The sequence below is a fragment of the Streptomyces violaceoruber genome (assembly GCF_033406955.1).
GTDB lineage: Bacteria > Actinomycetota > Actinomycetes > Streptomycetales > Streptomycetaceae > Streptomyces > Streptomyces violaceoruber.
The window spans coordinates 4,051,852-4,067,478 of the sequence record NZ_CP137734.1; the positions used below are offsets into that span (position 1 = coordinate 4,051,852).

A 15,627-nucleotide genomic window follows, 5' to 3' on the forward strand; every position below is an offset into this window, starting at 1 on the left:
TTCCCATTGCAATGCCGGGCACTGTACAAATGAAATGTCATTAGCCGATACTTTGCCCAATTACAGGCGAACAGTCGGCATCATCGCGGCGTCTCGGCACGTTCGGGCACGTCATCGCGGAGATGCCGCACGAAGGGACCGATATTCGTGGCGCAGCGTGTCGTGGTCACTCTCTTTGACGACATCGACGGCTCGGAAGCGGCGGAGACGATCGCCTTCGGAGTCGACGGCCGGATGTACGAGATCGACCTGAACGAAGCCAATGCCCGGAAACTGCGCAAGGCGCTCGAGCCGTACGTCTCGGCCGGCCGCAAGCGCTCCCGGTCCGGCAAGGCCTACCGGCAGACGGAGGTCGCCCCCGATCCGGCGGCGGTCCGCGCCTGGGCCCAGGCGAACAAGATGGACGTGCCCGCGCGGGGCCGGATCCCGAAGAAGGTGTACGAGGCGTTCGCCGAGGCGCGGTGAGCCGTGCGCGAGGTGAGCCGGTGTCCGGCGGGAGCGGCCGACGGCCGCTCAGCCGCCCCTCGCGGCAACCGACTTGCGCGGCACCCCGGGTGATCAGCTAAAGTCTGGAGCACGCCGAGGGGCGAGGCCGAAAGGCCCAGCTCACGGAACATGCGGGTGTAGTTCAGTAGTAGAACATCCCCCTTCCAGGGGGAAGGCGCAGTGTGCAATTCCTGTCACCCGCTCTGCACCGCCGTACCGATGGTCCGATGGGATCAGGTAGGCTGGTGCTCGCACCGATCGGTGAACCGCCGGTCGGGAGCAACTGCGGACGTAGCTCAGTTGGTAGAGCGCAACCTTGCCAAGGTTGAGGTCGCGAGTTCGAGCCTCGTCGTCCGCTCGGGAATCAGACCCCGGTCCTTAGGGCCGGGGTCTTTTCGTGTGTCCGGCCCGGGTGCCCGGCGGCTCTGACATTTGTCATGTCCGGTGATGACGGCTCGCACTGTCGTCCCGCCCGGTGCGCCGGAATGCTTGAAGCATGCAAACGAACGAGCACGAACACGTGATTGAGGTCACCGACCTTCGGCGTGTGTACGGGGGCGGGTTCGAGGCCGTGCGCGGAATCGACTTCTCCGTGCGCCGCGGTGAGGTCTTCGCCCTGCTCGGCACCAACGGCGCCGGCAAGACGTCGACGGTCGAGCTCCTGGAGGGGCTGGCCGCCCCGGCCGGCGGACGGGTGCGGGTCCTCGGGCACGACCCGTACACCGAGCGGGCCGCCGTGCGCCCCCGCACCGGGGTGATGCTCCAGGAGGGCGGCTTCCCCTCCGAGCTGACGGTCGCCGAGACGGCACGGATGTGGGCGGGGTGCGTCAGCGGCGCCCGGCCGCCGGCCGAGGTGCTGGCGCTGGTCGGCCTGGAGGCGAAGTCCGGCACCCGCGTGAAGCAGCTGTCCGGGGGCCAGCGGCGCCGCCTGGACCTGGCGCTCGCGCTGCTCGGCGACCCCGAGGTGCTCTTCCTCGACGAGCCCAGCACCGGTCTGGACGCCGAAGGCCGCCGGGACACCTGGGAGTTGGTGGGCGCGCTGCGCGACCAGGGCACGACCGTGCTGCTGACCACGCACTACCTGGAGGAGGCCGAGCACCTCGCCGACCGGCTCGCGATCATGCACGACGGCCGGATCGCCGCCACCGGCACCCCGGCCGAGGTGACCGCCGCGCAGCCGTCCCACATCTCCTTCGAACTGCCCGACGGCTACTTCGTGGGAGACCTGCCGCCGCTGGCCGAACTGGGCGTCAGCGACCACGAGACCGACGGCCGGACGGTGAAGCTGCGCACCCGGGAACTCCAGCGCGCCGCCACCGGCCTGCTGGTGTGGGCCGCGCAGGCCGCGGTGGAGCTGCGCCGCCTGGACGTGCGCTCGGCGTCCCTGGAGGAGGCCTTCCTCAGCATCGCCAAGCAGGTGTCGGCGAGGTCGGACGGCACCGCGACGGACACGACGGAGAAGGAGTACGCGGCATGAGCGCCACGGACGCACCGGCCCGCGCGAAGGGGTCCGCCCGGACGGCGGTCACCACGCCGAGGAGCCGCATGACCGCCCTCGCCCGCGCCGAGCTGACCCTGCTCGGGCGGAACAAGGGCACCGTCTTCGCCGCGCTGTTCATCCCGTTCGTGATGCCGTTCAGCGTGCGGGCGGGAGCCGAGGAGATGGACCTCGGCAAGGCGGGGCTGACCATCGGCACGCTCGTGCTGCCCGCCGCGATCGGCTTCTCCCTGCTGTTCGCCGTCTACTCGGCCCTCGTCGGCGTCTTCGTCGTCCGGCGCGAGGAACTCGTCCTCAAGCGGCTGCGCACCGGCGAGCTGCGGGACGTGGAGATCCTCGCCGGCTCCGCCCTGCCGGCCGTGCTCAGCGGGCTCGTGCAGTCCCTGCTGCTCGCGGTGGGCTGCGCGGTCCTGCTCGACCTGCCGGCGCCGTCGGCACCTCTGCTGAGCGTCGTCGGTCTGCTGCTGGGCCTGGTGATGTGCGCCGCGCTCGCGGCGGTCACCGCGAGCTTCACCAAGACGGGGGAGAGCGCGCAGGTCACGCCGCTGCCGTTCACGTTCGTGTCGATGCTCGCCTCCGGCCTGTTCTTCCCGCTGGAGCTGCTGCCCGACCGGGTGGCCTCGGTGTGCGAGCTGCTGCCGCTGACCCCCGTCGTCACCCTGGTGCGCGGCGGCTGGACCGGCGACCTGTCGGCGGCCGAGACGCTGGGCGCCGCGGCGACGGCGGTGGCCTGGACCGTCCTCGCGGTGTTTGCTGTACGGCGGCGGTTCCGGTGGGAGCCGCGGCACTGACGTGCGAGTCGAGCGGGAGTGGCGGACGGATGCGCAGGCCGGGCGGATGGTGGCGGCTCAAGAGCACGCCGGAGAAGGTGGAGACGTACACGCGGTGGTCGTTCCACTTCTTCGGGGTCATCGAGATCCTCGCGCTGGGAGTGACCGCCTACGGCCGGACCGGCGTCGGACTCGCCACCGCGCTGTTCCTGCTGGTCACCGCGCACGCCGCCGTCTGCATGCTGGTCTCGTCCCGAGCGCTGGACTGGACGCGCGGGCGGCGCCCGCAGCCCGTGCGGCAGATGTGGGCGCTCGTCGTCGTCTCCGCCGTCGTCTCGGTCACCGCGGTCGTGATCGCGGAGCGCGGGCCGTCCGGTGAGGTGGAGACCGCGGCGGGCTCGGTCTACGGCGGGGTCCTGTGCTTCGCCGCGGGTGTCATCACGCTCGGGGTGCACGACCGGCGGCGCATGGCCGGTGTGGTCGGTGCCTTCGCGGTGGGCGCGGGGCTCCTGACGTTCCCGCTGGAGATGCCCGTCCTCGCGTCGGTCGTACTGGCCGGCCTGGTGATGGTGACCGGCGGCTTCCTCGCCATCACCTCGATCTTCTCCCTCTGGCTGCTCAACGCGGTCTACGCGCTCGACGACGCCAGGGAGACCCGGGCCAGGCTCGCCGTCGCCGAGGAGCGCCTGCGGTTCGGCCGGGACCTGCACGACGTGATGGGCCGGAACCTGGCGGTGATCGCGCTCAAGAGCGAGCTGGCCGTCCAGCTGTCCCGGCGCGGGCGGCCCGAGGCGGTGGAGCAGATGATCGAGGTGCAGCGCATCGCCCAGGAGTCGCAGCGCGAGGTCCGGGACGTCGTGCGCGGCTACCGGGAGGCCGCCCTGGAGGTCGAGCTGGCCGGCGCCCGGGGGGTGCTCTCGGCGGCGGGCATCGCCGCGAAGGTCACCGGGGACACGTCCGGCCTGCCCCCCGAGGTGCAGTCGGCGCTCGGCTGGGTGGTGCGGGAGGCGACCACAAACGTGCTGCGGCACGGGGATGCGAGGAAGGTCGCCGTGACGGTGCGGATGTCGGAAGGACGTGCGGTGCTGACGGTGGAGAACGACGGGGTGGCCGAGGCGACGGGAGAGGGACCCCCGGCCGGCCCGGGCGGCTCCGGGCTCGCGGGGCTGCGGGAGCGGCTCTCGGCGGTGGACGGGACCCTGGAGGCGGGGCCCGTCGGCAAGGGAGTGTTCCGGCTGACGGCCGAGGTGCCGCTGCCGGCCGCCGCTGCCGGGACCGCGCTGGGGGCCGCCTCGTGACGACGACCGTGCGCGTTCTGCTCGCCGACGACGAGCACCTCATCCGCGGGGCCCTGGCGGCCCTGCTGTCCCTGGAGGACGACCTGGTGGTCGTCGCCGAGGCGGCCACCGGCCCCGAGGCACTGGCGATGGCGCGGGCACACGCGCCGGACGTCGCCGTACTGGACCTCCAGATGCCCGGCGCCGACGGTGTGAAGGTCGCCACATCACTGCGGGCCGAGCTGCCCGCCTGCAAGGTGCTGATCGTGACCAGTCACGGGCGTCCGGGGCATCTGAAGCGGGCGCTCGCGGCGGGTGTGCGCGGGTTCGTCCCCAAGACGGTCAGCGCCCAGCGGCTCGCCGAGCTGATCCGCACGGTGCACGCCGGAAACCGTTACGTCGACCCCGAGTTGGCCGCCGACGCGATCTCCGCCGGGGACTCGCCGCTGACCGCGCGCGAGGCCGAGGTGCTGGAGCACGCCGCCGACGGGGCGCCCGTCTCGGAGATCGCCGAGCGGGCCGCGCTCGCCGAGGGGACCGTACGGAACTACCTGTCGTCGGCCGCGAGCAAGCTCGGAGCGGAGAACCGGCACGCGGCGGTGCGGCTCGCGAGGGAGCGCGGTTGGGTATAGTGGCTGTCGCGCCACGGAGAAATCCACGGCACGCAGTGCGAACGTAGCTCAGTTGGTAGAGCGCAACCTTGCCAAGGTTGAGGTCGCGAGTTCGAACCTCGTCGTTCGCTCCAGAGGAGAAGCCCCCGGTTTTCAGCCGGGGGCTTCTTCGTGCGCGGCCTTCTGCGGCCGCTGCCGCTACGACCAGCTCTGGCCGGTCAGCAGCTCGTAGGCCTCCACGTACTTGGCGCGGGTGGCGTCCACGACCTGCTGCGGCAGCGGCGGCGGGGGCTGCTCGCTCTTCCGGTCCCAGCCGGACTCGGCCGAGGTCAGCCAGTCCCGCACGAACTGCTTGTCGTACGACGGCTGCGCGCGGCCCGGCTGCCACCGGTCGGCCGGCCAGAAGCGGGAGGAGTCCGGGGTGAGGACCTCGTCGGCGAGGACCAGGTCGTCCCCGTCGAAGCCGAACTCGAACTTGGTGTCCGCGAGGACGATGCCGCGCTCGCGGGCGATGTCCCGGGCGCGGGAGTAGACGGCGAGGGTGGCCTGGCGCAGGGCGGCCGCGGTGTCCGCGCCGACCTGGCGGGCGACCTCCTCGTAGGAGACGTTCTCGTCGTGCTCGCCGACCTCGGCCTTGGTGGCCGGGGTGAAGATCGGGGCGGGCAGCTCCGAGCCGTCGACGAGTCCCTCGGGCAGGGCGAGGCCGCACACGGTGCGGGTCTCGTCGTACTCCGCCAGGCCGGAGCCGGTGAGGTAGCCGCGGGCCACGCACTCCACGGGGACCATCCGCAGCGACTTGCAGACCAGGGCGCGGCCCTCCCAGTCGGCGGGGGCGCCGGGGGGCAGCTCGGTGCTCAGGACGTGGTTGGGGGCCAGGTCGGCGAGCTGGTCGAACCACCACAGGGAGAGCTGGGTGAGGACCCGGCCCTTGTCGGGGATCTCGGTCGGCAGCACCCAGTCGTAGGCGGAGATGCGGTCGCTGGCGACCATCACGAGGTCGCCCGCCTCGTTCCGGTACAGCTCGCGCACCTTGCCGGTGTGCAGATGCACCAGACCCGGAACCTGGATCGGCTCGGGCTTTTCAACGAATCCGGACACGGTTCCTCCCCGTGGTTCTGAACAGTACGTCGATTGTCCCGTACGTCGGAGGGAGGGCGAGCGGCGGGGCGACGGGCCCGGCGACCGGCGGGGCGGCGGGCGGGGCGGCGGGGGTGCGCGGCTCAGTCCCGTTTGCAGATGCGGTCCAGGAGGTTGGCCGTGGCGCGCTGGACGCGCGGGTCGACGTGGCCGGGGCGGTCCAGGGCCGGGGACCAGGCGAACGTGCCGGACGCGAAGACCCAGGCGCCCGACGGGGCCCGGTACAGCGACGTCTCCTGGTGGCGCCGGACGCCGTCCACGTCGGCGTACGGGGAGTGGGCGAGCAGGACCCGCTCGTCGTGCTCGGGGAGCGCGGTGCGCGGGAAGTAGCGGTCGGCCTCGCCCGCCACCAGGTCCTCGATCTCGTCGCCCTCGTGCGCTCCGGTGGCCTCCCAGAGCCAGTGACCGGCGTTGCGGACGATCATCGGGTGGGGTTCGGGGACGCGGCCGGCGTACTGGATGCCGAGCAGCTGCTGCTCGGGGCGGTCGATCTCCCGCCACAGCGCGGGCCGGCCGGGGCCCTTGCGTTTGCGGCAGGTCAGCAGGCGGTCGGCGACACCGGAGGGGGAAGGGGCCAGCTCCACCTGCCAGTACATGGTGTTGGCGGAGAGGAAGACCAGGGACGTGCCCCGGTCGCGGGCCAGTTCCGCGGTGCGGCGCATGGCGGTGGACCAGTACTCGTCGTGGCCGGGGAAGACCAGGCCCCGGTAGCGGGCCGGGTCGACCCGGCCGGAGTGCAGGTCGCGGGCGTCGGCGTAGGCGAGGTCGTAGCCGTAGCGCTCGGCGAAGCGGATGAAGTCGTAGGCGTGGCCCACGTGGAGGGGCAGCCCGGCGCCCGCGTACGGGCGGTCGAAGGAGACGGTCGTCGCGGCGTCCGCCTCGCCGAGGAGCCGGCCCTCCTCGTCCCAGGCGTGGTAGAGGCTGGCACCCGTGCGGCCGTCCTCGGGATAGAGGTTGTACGCCTGCCAGGTGACGTCCGGCAGGAGGAGCAGCAGGTCGGCCGGGTGGTCGTCACGGACCGTGAAGGGGACGTGGGAGCGGTAGCCGTCGGCGGTGGTGAGCACGGCCACGTACGCGCCGATGTTCCAGTACGTGGGGATCTGCAGGCGCCAGGACAGCCACCAGTGGTGGCAGGAGACCGTGCGGTCGGCGGCGAGCGGCGGGGGCTGGACGATGCCGGACAGGCGGGGGCTGGTGGTGATCTTGGCGGCGCCGTCGCCGCCGTAGTGTCCGATCCGGTACACGTCGACGCTGAACTGCTGCGGCGGGTCGACGGTGACGTGGAAGTCGATGGCCTCGCCGGGGGCGGCGGCTCCCGTCGCGGTGAAGCCCTTGATCTGGCGGCGGACGTCGTCCGCGGCGCGGGGGCCGCCGTCGGAGTCGGTGCCGGTTCCCGTGGGGATGCGGGTGCGGGTGCCCGTGGTGGTGTCGGTGCCGGTGCCGGTGCGGTCCTGGTCCGCGTACCAGGCGACCACCTGGCCGGTGTCGCCGAAGTACGTCTCGCCGCCGCGCAGCCAGGGGACCGGCCCCTGGCCGAAGGGGTCCGTCACGGCGTGCGCGAGTGCTCCCGACTCCCAACGGCGGATCTGCTCGGAGCCCATGGGACAGTCCCCTCCCTCGTGCCCCCGTGGTCGTGCGTATGACGAACGCCTTTGCCATGTGCGCGATCGGTCCCAGCACATCACATTTCGCACGCGGGCTGTCACTGTTCGTCGCGAACTGGCCGAAAGTGGAATAGGAGGGTCCGATTCGTCGGGGCCCGGGGTCAGACCAGACGCACCGGCTTCTCGGGACGTATGCCGAGGTCGGTCATCCAGGCGCGCAGCGGCCCCGGGTCGCCGGTCTCGACGAGGCTGAGCACGCTGGGCGCCAGGTCCGCGGTGCGGGCGCCGTCGAACAGCAGCGAGGGCCCGTCGAGCCAGTCGAGGCCGGGGGCCGCCCCGGCGGTGTCCATCGCCGCGCAGCACACCATCGCGGTGATGTGCGCGGTGAGGATCTCGCGCCCGGTGCGCGGGGGCTGAAGCGGGAGGAGGGGGAGCACGCGGTCGTCCCAGAGGGCCGCGTCGGGACCGGCTCCGGCTCCCGGTTGCGGAGTCGGCGACGTGGCCCCGGCCGCGTCGGGCCGCGCCCGAGCCTCCTCGCGGGCCAGCTGCGCGCTGAGCCCGGCGGCCAGGGCGGCGCCACGGGCGGTGGTGCCGGCGAGATCGTCCTCGTCGTCCTCGTCGCCCTCGTCGTAGGCGGCGTGGTCGGCGTGGTCGGCGTACGGCGCATGTGGGGCTTCGTCGTCGGCGTCCGGCACGTGCAGGGCTTCGTCGTCCGCGTACGGCGCATGCGGGGCTTCGTCGTCCGCGTACGGCACGTGTGGATGCGGGGTGCCGCCCCCGGCCGATGCCTCCGTCCGTGCCTCGCCGGCCGCCTCGGTGCCGGTGCCGGCACCGGTGACAGGGGGGACGGTGACCGCGTTGTCCGGGGTCGTGAGGTGGTCCAGGACGCGGGCCAGGGTCGGGCCGTCCGTGCCCGGAGCGACGCCCCCGGCGGCGCGGCGGACGCCCAGGGTGTCCAGCACGCGGTGCAGGCGGGCCGCGTCCGTGCGCCAGGTCCGGTCGACGACCTCCTCGGGATACTCGTCCCACCCCACCGGCGACCAGTCCGGGCCGGTCTCGGCGGGCCCGCCGTGGAACAGACGCGCGGCGAGGAGCGAGACCGCCTCGTCCATCACCCCGGGCTCCTCCAGCAGGTCACAGGCGGGGCGCTCGCCGAGGCGGGAGGCGAAGCCCTCGGCCAGGCGGTCCCGGCGCGACAGCTCCGTGAGGGCGGCGACGACACCGACGTCCAGCCGGGAGGGCCAGCGGCCCATCCGCCAGGCCGGCAGCGCCACCCGGGTCAGCAGCCGGTCCCAGCCCGCGTACGCGAGCCCGACCTGCTCCTGCGCGACGATCCGCAGACCGTAGTCCACAGCCTGTGCACGCTCGGCGGCCGCGGCCGCGACCCCGCGCTCCATCTCGGTCGCGTGATCCCGGCAACCGCGCAGCAGCAGCCGGGACGCCCAGCCGAGGCCCGCGCACGCCACGCGGGACAGCGGATCTCGTCGGCCTGCCGAGGCCACCGCCACCGCGGCGTCCAGGCCCCGTATGAAACGCCGGGCCGCGGCTATGTCGGGGTGCGCCGAGGGCCCCGTACCGGCGACGACCGGGGCGAGGACGGCGCGCAGCTCGCCCACCCGCATCCACCACAGGAACGGTGAGCCGATGACCAGGACGGGCGCGGCGGCCGGGCTCCGGCGGTGGGCGGGGCCGCTCAGGCCGGCCGGGTCGTCGTCGTGCCGCTCCGCCGGGGGCGGGCCGTGGGCCGGGTGGGTGCGGTCCTCCAGCCAGCTGTCGCAGTCCGGGGTGAGCGCTATCGCGGAGGGGGCGGGGACGTCGAGGCGGTCGGCCAGGTCGCGCACCATCCGGTAGAGGTCGGGCGCCGACTCCTCGGCGACCGTGACCGTGGGGGTCACGGCGGGCCGGGAGCGGGCCACGACCAGGGCGACTCCGGCGGCGGCCAGCAGGACGAGCAGCGCGAGGACGGACACGACCCAGCGCAGGACGTCCCAGGCGGCGCCCGCCAGGTGCCCGGTGGAGCCGCCGACGAGGAGGATCACGGCGACGGCGGCGGGCAGCAGGGCCACGGCCAGCGCGCGGCTGCGGACCCGCAGCACCGCCAGTGCCCGGGCACGCGCGGCCTGAGCACCCATCTCCACACCACCGATACCGGTCACGGCCGGACCTCACCCCCTCATCGCTGTCCTGTCTGTCCTGGACCGTCCTGCTGCTCTTGCGTGCTTCCGCTCTTGCTCACTCCACCCACTGTGGCACCCGGCACTGACATCGCAATGCCGGTGGGCCAAGTGCCGGAACGCTTGCGCGGCACCATAGTTGGGGCCCCGGCCCCCGTCAGCCGTATGGCCCATCGGTCACCCGATGGAATGGCTTTGGGGAAAGGTGAAGACGGACAGCAAAGGTCAGGCCCCGACTCCTGAGACGGAGCCGGGGCCTGCCGGGTTCGGTGACCGGGGGGTGCGGGGCTACGCGCCCGCCGCCTTCGCCGCGATGTCGGTGCGGTGCTGCGAGCCGTCGAGGCCGATACGGGCGACGGCCCGGTAGGCCCGGTCGCGGGCCTCGGTCAGGTCGGCGCCGGTGGCCGTGACGGAGAGGACGCGGCCCCCGGCGCTGACGACGGCGTCGCCCTCGGCGCGGGTGCCGGCGTGCAGTACGTAGGCGTGCGGGGCGTCCTGGGCGGCCACCTCGTCGAGGCCGGTGATCGGGTCGCCGGTGCGCGGGGTGCCGGGGTAGTTGTGCGAGGCGACGACCACGGTGACGGCCGCCTCGTCGCTCCAGCGCAGCGGCTCGAGGTCGGCGAGGTTGCCGGTGGCGGCGGCCATCAGCAGACCGGCGAGCGGGGTCTTCAGCCGGGCCAGCACGACCTGGGTCTCGGGGTCGCCGAAACGGGCGTTGAACTCGATCACGCGCACACCGCGCGAGGTGATCGCGAGCCCGGCGTACAGAAGTCCGGAGAACGGGGTGCCGCGGCGGCGCATCTCGTCGACCGTCGGCTGGAGCACGCTCTGTACGACCTCGTCGACCAGCTTCGGGTCGGCCCAGGGCAGCGGGGAGTAGGCGCCCATGCCGCCGGTGTTCGGGCCCTCGTCGCCGTCGAGGGCGCGCTTGAAGTCCTGGGCGGGCTGGAGCGGGCGGACGTTCTCGCCGTCGGTGACGGCGAACAGGGAGACCTCGGGGCCGTCCAGGAACTCCTCGACGACGACGCGGTCGCAGGCGTTCGCGTGCGCGCGGGCCGCCTCGACGTCGTCGGTGACGACGACGCCCTTGCCCGCGGCCAGCCCGTCGTCCTTGACGACGTAGGGCGCGCCGAAGGCGGCGAGGGCCGCGTCGACCTCGGCGGGGTTGGTGCAGACGTAGGAGCGGGCCGTGGGCACGCCCGCGCCGGCCATCACGTCCTTGGCGAAGGCCTTGGAGCCCTCCAGCCGGGCCGCCTCCCCCGAGGGACCGAAGACCGGGATGCCCGCCTCGCGGACGGCGTCGGCGACCCCGGCGACCAGGGGCGCCTCGGGCCCGACGACGACCAGCTCGGCGCCGAGCCGGCCGGCCAGCGCGGTGACGGCCGCGCCGTCGAGGGCGTCGACCTGGTGCAGTTCGGCGACCTCGGCGATACCGGCGTTGCCGGGTGCGCAGTGCAGCGCGGTGACGTCGGGGTCGAGGGACAGGGAACGGCACAGGGCGTGTTCGCGGGCGCCGCCGCCGATGACAAGGACCTTCACGGGGTGAAGCCTAATGGGAGCGGGCCGGTGCGGTTTGTGCGGGCTTCCGAAGGGACGGGAGGCGCAGGCTCGTACCTTCCTCCAGGCCCGGCGGCGGACCGACGGCGGACCGACGGCGGCTACTCGTTCGTGATCTCCTCGACCACCGTGGCGCCCAGCTCGCGGACCAGCAGCTCCTTGCCGGAAAGAGCCGACTCGTCGAGGTCCGGGTCGTCGTCCTCGGGGATGTCGTCCTCGGGGGAGACCGGGGGCGGCTCGGGAGCCGAGGGCCGGGGGGCGGGAGCGGGCGCCGGGGCCGACGCGGGGGCCTGCGGTGGCGCGGCGGGTGTGGACGCGGACGCCGACGGCCGCTGGGCGGGCGCGCCCCCGCCGAAGCCGCCACCGCCACCGAAGCCGCCAGCGCCAGCGGATCCGCCGCCGAAGCCGCCGCCCCCGGACCCGCCGAGGCCGCCGGAGGGGCCGGAAGGACCGCCGGCGGGCGGGGGCGCCGCGCCGCCGCCGGACGGGTCGACGACCGCGTCGATCTTCCACTGCACGTTGAACTGCTCGGCCAGGGCCTGCCGCAGCACGTCCTCGCTGCCGCTGCTCACGAAGTTGTCGCGGGCGCCGGCGTTGACGAAGCCGAGTTGGAGGGAGGTGCCGTCGAAGCCGGTCACCTGGGCGTTCTGGCTGAGCAGGATCCAGGTGAAGCGGCGGCGGTTCTTGACCGCTTCCAGGATGTTGGGCCAGAGCGAACGGGGGTCGACCCCGGAAGCGCCCGGCGGCGGCGAGACGGGCGCGGGGGCTGCCGCCGCGGGAGCCGGCGCCTGGGCCGGAGTCGCGGCGGGGCCGGAGGCGGGGGCAGCCGGGGTCCGGGGCTGTCCACCTCCCGCCGGTGTCGCCGTGGGCCATCCACCGGGGCGGCGCCCGCCACCCGCGGGGGCCGCACTCGGCCAGGCACCGGGCGCGGACGCCGTAGCGGGAGTGGGAGCCGGAGCGGGAGCGGCAGCCGGTGAGGGAGTCGCAGGCGAAGGTGGGGCAGGCGCGGGAGCGACGTCGGCGGAAGAGGGCGCGGCCTGCGGGTGTCCGCCACCGGGGGGAGCCCCACCCGCGTCGGAGGCGGGACCGGTACCAGCGCCGGCACCGTCACCGGCACCGGCAGCCACGTCGGCGGAAGGGTCACCGCCCGGCGGGGTCCCGGCGCCCTGCCCCCGTACCGCCGCACGGGCCGCGGCGGGCCCGCCGCCCGGCACCGGAGCCGCGACGGGCGCCGCGGCCCCCGCACCGGCGTGCGCCTCGGGCCCGGGCACGTACCCCATGGCGGGAGCGCCCGCACCGCCCGAGAACTGCACCCCGCGCTCGATCCGGTCCAGCCGGGCCATCACGGACCGCTCGTCGCCGTACGCGGCGGGCAGCATCACGCGCGCGCAGATCAGCTCCAGCTGGAGGCGCGGCGAGTGGGCACCGCGCATCTCGGTGAGCCCCTCGTTGACGATGTCGGCGGCACGGCTCAGCTCGGCGGCGCCGAAGGACCGGGCCTGCTCCTGCATCCGCTCGACGACGTCGGCGGGGGCGTCGATCAGCCCCTTCTCCGCGGCGTCGGGCACGGCGGCGAGGATCACCAGGTCACGCAGGCGCTCCAGCAGGTCGGTGACGAAGCGACGCGGATCGTGGCCCCCCTCGATCACGTGGTCCACGACCCCGAAGGCGGCGGAGCCGTCCCCGGAGACGAAGGACTCGACGACGGAGTCGAGCAGCGAGCCGTCCGTGTAGCCCAGCAGGGAGGTGGTCATGTCGTACGTCACACCGTCGGCACCGGCGCCCGCGAGGAGCTGGTCCATGACGGACATGGAGTCACGCACGGAGCCCGCGCCGGCCCGCACCACGAGCGGGAGCACGCCCTCCTCGACCGCGATGCCCTCCCGGCCGCACACCTCGGCGAGGTAGTCGCGCAGGGTGCCGGGCGGCACGAGCCGGAACGGATAGTGGTGGGTCCGCGACCGGATGGTCCCGATGACCTTCTCGGGCTCGGTGGTCGCGAAGATGAACTTCAGATGCTCCGGCGGCTCCTCGACGACCTTCAGCAGGGCGTTGAAGCCCTGCGGGGAGACCATGTGGGCCTCGTCGATGATGTAGATCTTGTACCGGCTGGAGGCGGGCCCGAAGAAGGCCTTCTCGCGCAGGTCACGGGCGTCGTCCACACCGCCGTGCGAGGCGGCGTCGATCTCGATGACGTCGATCGAACCCGGCCCGTTGCGCGCGAGGTCGCGGCAGGACTGGCACTCGCCGCACGGGGTCGGCGTGGGGCCCTGCTCGCAGTTCAGGCAGCGGGCCAGGATCCGGGCGCTGGTCGTCTTGCCGCAGCCGCGCGGACCGCTGAACAGGTACGCGTGATTGACCCGGTTGTTCCGCAGCGCCTGCTGCAGCGGGTCGGTGACATGCCCCTGCCCAATGACCTCGGCGAAGGACTCCGGGCGGTAACGGCGGTAGAGCGCGAGAGACGACACGCATACGAGGTTATAGGCGCCCACCGACAACCGGACCGCCCGCAAAGGAGACGCCCCCCACGCACCCGCCAGAGCCGACCTACCCTTGCTGCCTTCCGGCCCTGGGGGAGTTCAGTCAGATAGCGCCGCGTGAGGGGCTGGGCCACACGTTACCCGATGTGGGGCCCCCAGAACGAGTTCGCAAGCACTCCTCGGAGTCATGTAATGTTCTCCGCGGAGGATTCGCCTAGTGGCCTAGGGCGCACGCTTGGAAAGCGTGTTGGGGGCAACCCCTCACGAGTTCGAATCTCGTATCCTCCGCCAGTGCCTCACCGGGCACGATGTCGAAGGGCCCCCTGGAAACAGGGGGCCCTTCGTCGTTGTCCTTACGCCTCGTTGTCCTGGTCTTTGTCCACAGCGAGGTTTTCCGGTGCTCCCCAGATGGCGTGCGAGATCTTCCGCGCCGCTTCCTTGAGCATGGGATCGGTCACGTGCAGGTACCGCGCTCGCATCCGAGCGGCGCCGCCCGGCTCCCAACCCATGATCTGGTCAATGACCCGGTCCGGGACCCCGAGCAGCATCAGCACGGTCCCCGCCGTATGCCTTGCGTCGTGCAGACGCCCGTCCCGGACGCCGGCGTCTTCCAGCAGCCGCTTCCAGTCGTGGTAGTCCGTGTTCGGACTGAGCGGCCCGCCCAACGGCTTGGTGAACACGTACTCGGACTCGGTCCACAGGTTCCCGGCCGCCGCACGCTCCCGGGCCTGTGCCTCCCGGTGGGAGCGGAGCATCACGACCAGCGGGCCGGGAAGGGGCACAGCGCGGCGCCCGGCGCGTGACTTCGTGTTCTTCGTCTCGCGCCGCGCCTGCACCCGGGCCGGGCAGTAGCCCGCCTTCCGGCCGCACGGCGCCGCCTCGCCACACCCATGCTCGTACTTCGGCCGCAACCGGTTCCGGCGAAGCTTCAGGTACTCGTTGTCCAGGTCCACGTCGGACCACCGCAGGCCGAGCGTCTCCCCCTGCCGCAACCCCAGCGCCAGTGCCAGCATCCAGCGGGCACTGTTCCGGCGCTTGTTCACTTCGAGCAGGAGACTCTGCACCTCGTCGACTGAGTAGGGCTCTACCTCGTTCTCGTCCTCTTCCATCCGGGGAGGCTTCGCGAGCGCAGCAGCGTTCTTCGCCGCGTGACCGCGCCGCACAGCTTCCCCCAGGGCCGTACGCGCGGTCCGGTGAGCCTGGTGCGCGGTGCCCGCTTTGCTGCCGGCGCTCTGCATTCGGCGGTACAGGCTCTCCAGGTGTTCGGGCTCCAGGCGGTCGATGCGGTGCCGACCGATGCCGGGCACGAGGTGCACCCGGACAGCCACCTCGTATCCGTCGTACGTGTTCTCGCTCACGACGGGCTTGGCGATGTTCTCGACCCAGTGCTCAAGCCACTTCGCGACCGTCCACGGCTTGCCGGGTTGGCGGGCGGACCCCTCGTCGCGCTGCTTCTCCAGGCGTCGGACCTCGTCCACCAGCTCCTTGCGCGTAGGGCGCGTCAGGTGTCGGCGGTAGGGCGTTCCGTCGTCCTTGTAGCCCATGGGCACACGGGCGTGCCAGCGTTCGTCTTTGCCCAGGTAGATGGCCGATTCGCCGTTGGCTCGGCGAGTGCGCTTCTTCTCCTCTGCCACTGGCAGTTCCTCCGGTCGGTACAAGGCAGACAGACCGGAGCACCGCCCGCATGTCGGGCGGCGCTCCGGAAGGAGCGAGATCAGGCGGCGCGCTGCTCAGCGCGGCGGAGGGCGAGGTAGGCGGCGGGGGCGTCGGCGGGGACGCGTCGGAGTCCGCCGATGGTCAGGGACTCCAGCTCTCCGGCGCGGATCAGGGCGTAGCACGTGGTGCGCCCGACGCGGAGGCAACGGGCGGCCTCCTCGACGGTCAGCAGCACGGGTGCCGGTTCGCCAGCGTCAGCGAGAGGTGCGATGTCCACGGTGGCGAGGCGCATGGAACGGTCTCCTCTGGGCGGAGTCTCGGGAGTTCGCTTCTGTCCGAGGTGCGGATTTCTGCGTCACTGCGTCAAACGCGTCATG

General features: G+C 73.1%; 12 protein-coding genes, 4 tRNA genes and 1 other RNA gene. 9 read left to right on the plus strand and 8 right to left on the minus strand.

Features of this window, described 5'->3' with window-relative positions:
• Positions 1 to 147 precede the first annotated feature (147 nt).
• From R2E43_RS18060 to R2E43_RS18095, 8 genes are all read left to right on the plus strand, one after another.
• Positions 148 to 465 carry a histone-like nucleoid-structuring protein Lsr2 gene (locus R2E43_RS18060; RefSeq protein ID WP_003974896.1) on the plus strand — a complete coding sequence of 106 codons (318 nt, stop codon included), beginning with the start codon at positions 148 to 150 and terminating at the stop codon, positions 463 to 465.
• Between the two features lie 152 nt (positions 466 to 617).
• Positions 618 to 689, plus strand: a tRNA-Gly gene (locus R2E43_RS18065).
• A gap of 82 nt (positions 690 to 771) precedes the next feature.
• Positions 772 to 844: transfer RNA gene (locus tag R2E43_RS18070), tRNA-Gly, on the plus strand.
• A gap of 138 nt (positions 845 to 982) precedes the next feature.
• A complete protein-coding gene (locus tag R2E43_RS18075; protein WP_003974897.1) occupies positions 983 to 1,963 on the plus strand; it encodes an ABC transporter ATP-binding protein in 981 nt (326 codons plus the stop codon).
• Complete coding sequence (locus tag R2E43_RS18080; protein WP_003974898.1) at positions 1,960 to 2,775, plus strand: ABC transporter permease; 816 nt, start codon at positions 1,960 to 1,962, stop codon at positions 2,773 to 2,775. The genes R2E43_RS18075 and R2E43_RS18080 overlap by 4 nt, the downstream gene beginning before the upstream one ends.
• 29 nt (positions 2,776 to 2,804) lie before the next feature.
• Positions 2,805 to 4,052 (plus strand): sensor histidine kinase, encoded by a 1,248-nt coding sequence (locus R2E43_RS18085; RefSeq protein WP_011029419.1) that lies wholly within the window; start codon positions 2,805 to 2,807, stop codon positions 4,050 to 4,052.
• Positions 4,049 to 4,663 (plus strand): response regulator transcription factor, encoded by a 615-nt coding sequence (locus R2E43_RS18090; protein ID WP_016326755.1) that lies wholly within the window; start codon positions 4,049 to 4,051, stop codon positions 4,661 to 4,663. Before R2E43_RS18085 ends, R2E43_RS18090 begins: the two co-directional genes overlap by 4 nt.
• Before the next feature lie 37 nt (positions 4,664 to 4,700).
• A tRNA-Gly gene (locus R2E43_RS18095) sits at positions 4,701 to 4,776 on the plus strand.
• A 64-nt stretch (positions 4,777 to 4,840) separates the two neighbouring features.
• On the opposite strand, the gene R2E43_RS18100 is transcribed toward R2E43_RS18095, so the two are convergent.
• The 6 genes from R2E43_RS18100 to ffs all read right to left on the minus strand — a co-directional run bounded on the left by R2E43_RS18100 (position 4,841) and on the right by ffs (position 13,723).
• Positions 4,841 to 5,740: a phosphoribosylaminoimidazolesuccinocarboxamide synthase gene (locus R2E43_RS18100; RefSeq protein WP_003974901.1), complete on the minus strand. Its 900-nt coding sequence runs from the start codon at positions 5,738 to 5,740 to the stop codon at positions 4,841 to 4,843.
• 122 nt (positions 5,741 to 5,862) lie between these two features.
• On the minus strand, positions 5,863 to 7,380 hold the full coding sequence (locus tag R2E43_RS18105) for a N,N-dimethylformamidase beta subunit family domain-containing protein (protein WP_332056356.1): 1,518 nt from the start codon (positions 7,378 to 7,380) through the stop codon (positions 5,863 to 5,865).
• Between the two features lie 164 nt (positions 7,381 to 7,544).
• Positions 7,545 to 9,539, minus strand: a complete 1,995-nt coding sequence (locus R2E43_RS18110) for a hypothetical protein (protein ID WP_332056357.1) — start codon at positions 9,537 to 9,539, stop codon at positions 7,545 to 7,547.
• A 306-nt stretch (positions 9,540 to 9,845) separates the two neighbouring features.
• Complete coding sequence (gene purD, locus R2E43_RS18115; RefSeq protein ID WP_016326753.1) at positions 9,846 to 11,096, minus strand: phosphoribosylamine--glycine ligase; 1,251 nt, start codon at positions 11,094 to 11,096, stop codon at positions 9,846 to 9,848.
• Positions 11,097 to 11,215: 119 nt separating this feature from the next.
• Entirely contained in the window at positions 11,216 to 13,582 is a 2,367-nt protein-coding gene (locus R2E43_RS18120; RefSeq protein WP_332056358.1) for a DNA polymerase III subunit gamma and tau, read from the minus strand.
• A gap of 46 nt (positions 13,583 to 13,628) precedes the next feature.
• Positions 13,629 to 13,723: signal recognition particle sRNA small type (ffs, locus tag R2E43_RS18125), an RNA gene on the minus strand.
• A 74-nt stretch (positions 13,724 to 13,797) separates the two neighbouring features.
• Between ffs and R2E43_RS18130 the strand changes: the two genes are divergently transcribed.
• Positions 13,798 to 13,885, plus strand: a tRNA-Ser gene (locus R2E43_RS18130).
• Positions 13,886 to 13,947: 62 nt separating this feature from the next.
• Here R2E43_RS18130 and R2E43_RS18135 read toward each other — a convergent pair.
• The gene (locus R2E43_RS18135) at positions 13,948 to 15,228 is read right to left on the minus strand and encodes a tyrosine-type recombinase/integrase (protein WP_332056359.1); all 1,281 of its coding nucleotides are present in this window, start codon (positions 15,226 to 15,228) and stop codon (positions 13,948 to 13,950) included.
• A gap of 80 nt (positions 15,229 to 15,308) precedes the next feature.
• Entirely contained in the window at positions 15,309 to 15,542 is a 234-nt protein-coding gene (locus tag R2E43_RS18140) for a helix-turn-helix domain-containing protein (protein ID WP_332056360.1), read from the minus strand.
• Positions 15,543 to 15,627 lie beyond the last annotated feature (85 nt).

Excerpts from the sequence above, each read along its gene's own strand:
- R2E43_RS18075 (WP_003974897.1), top strand. The coding sequence starts at position 983 with ATGCAAACGAACGAGCACGAACACGTGATTGAGGTCACCGACCTTCGG.
- R2E43_RS18080 (WP_003974898.1), top strand. The coding sequence starts at position 1,960 with ATGAGCGCCACGGACGCACCGGCCCGCGCGAAGGGGTCCGCCCGGACG.
- R2E43_RS18085 (WP_011029419.1), top strand. The coding sequence starts at position 2,805 with ATGCGCAGGCCGGGCGGATGGTGGCGGCTCAAGAGCACGCCGGAGAAG.
- R2E43_RS18105 (WP_332056356.1), bottom strand. The coding sequence starts at position 7,380 with ATGGGCTCCGAGCAGATCCGCCGTTGGGAGTCGGGAGCACTCGCGCAC.
- R2E43_RS18140 (WP_332056360.1), bottom strand. The coding sequence starts at position 15,542 with ATGCGCCTCGCCACCGTGGACATCGCACCTCTCGCTGACGCTGGCGAA.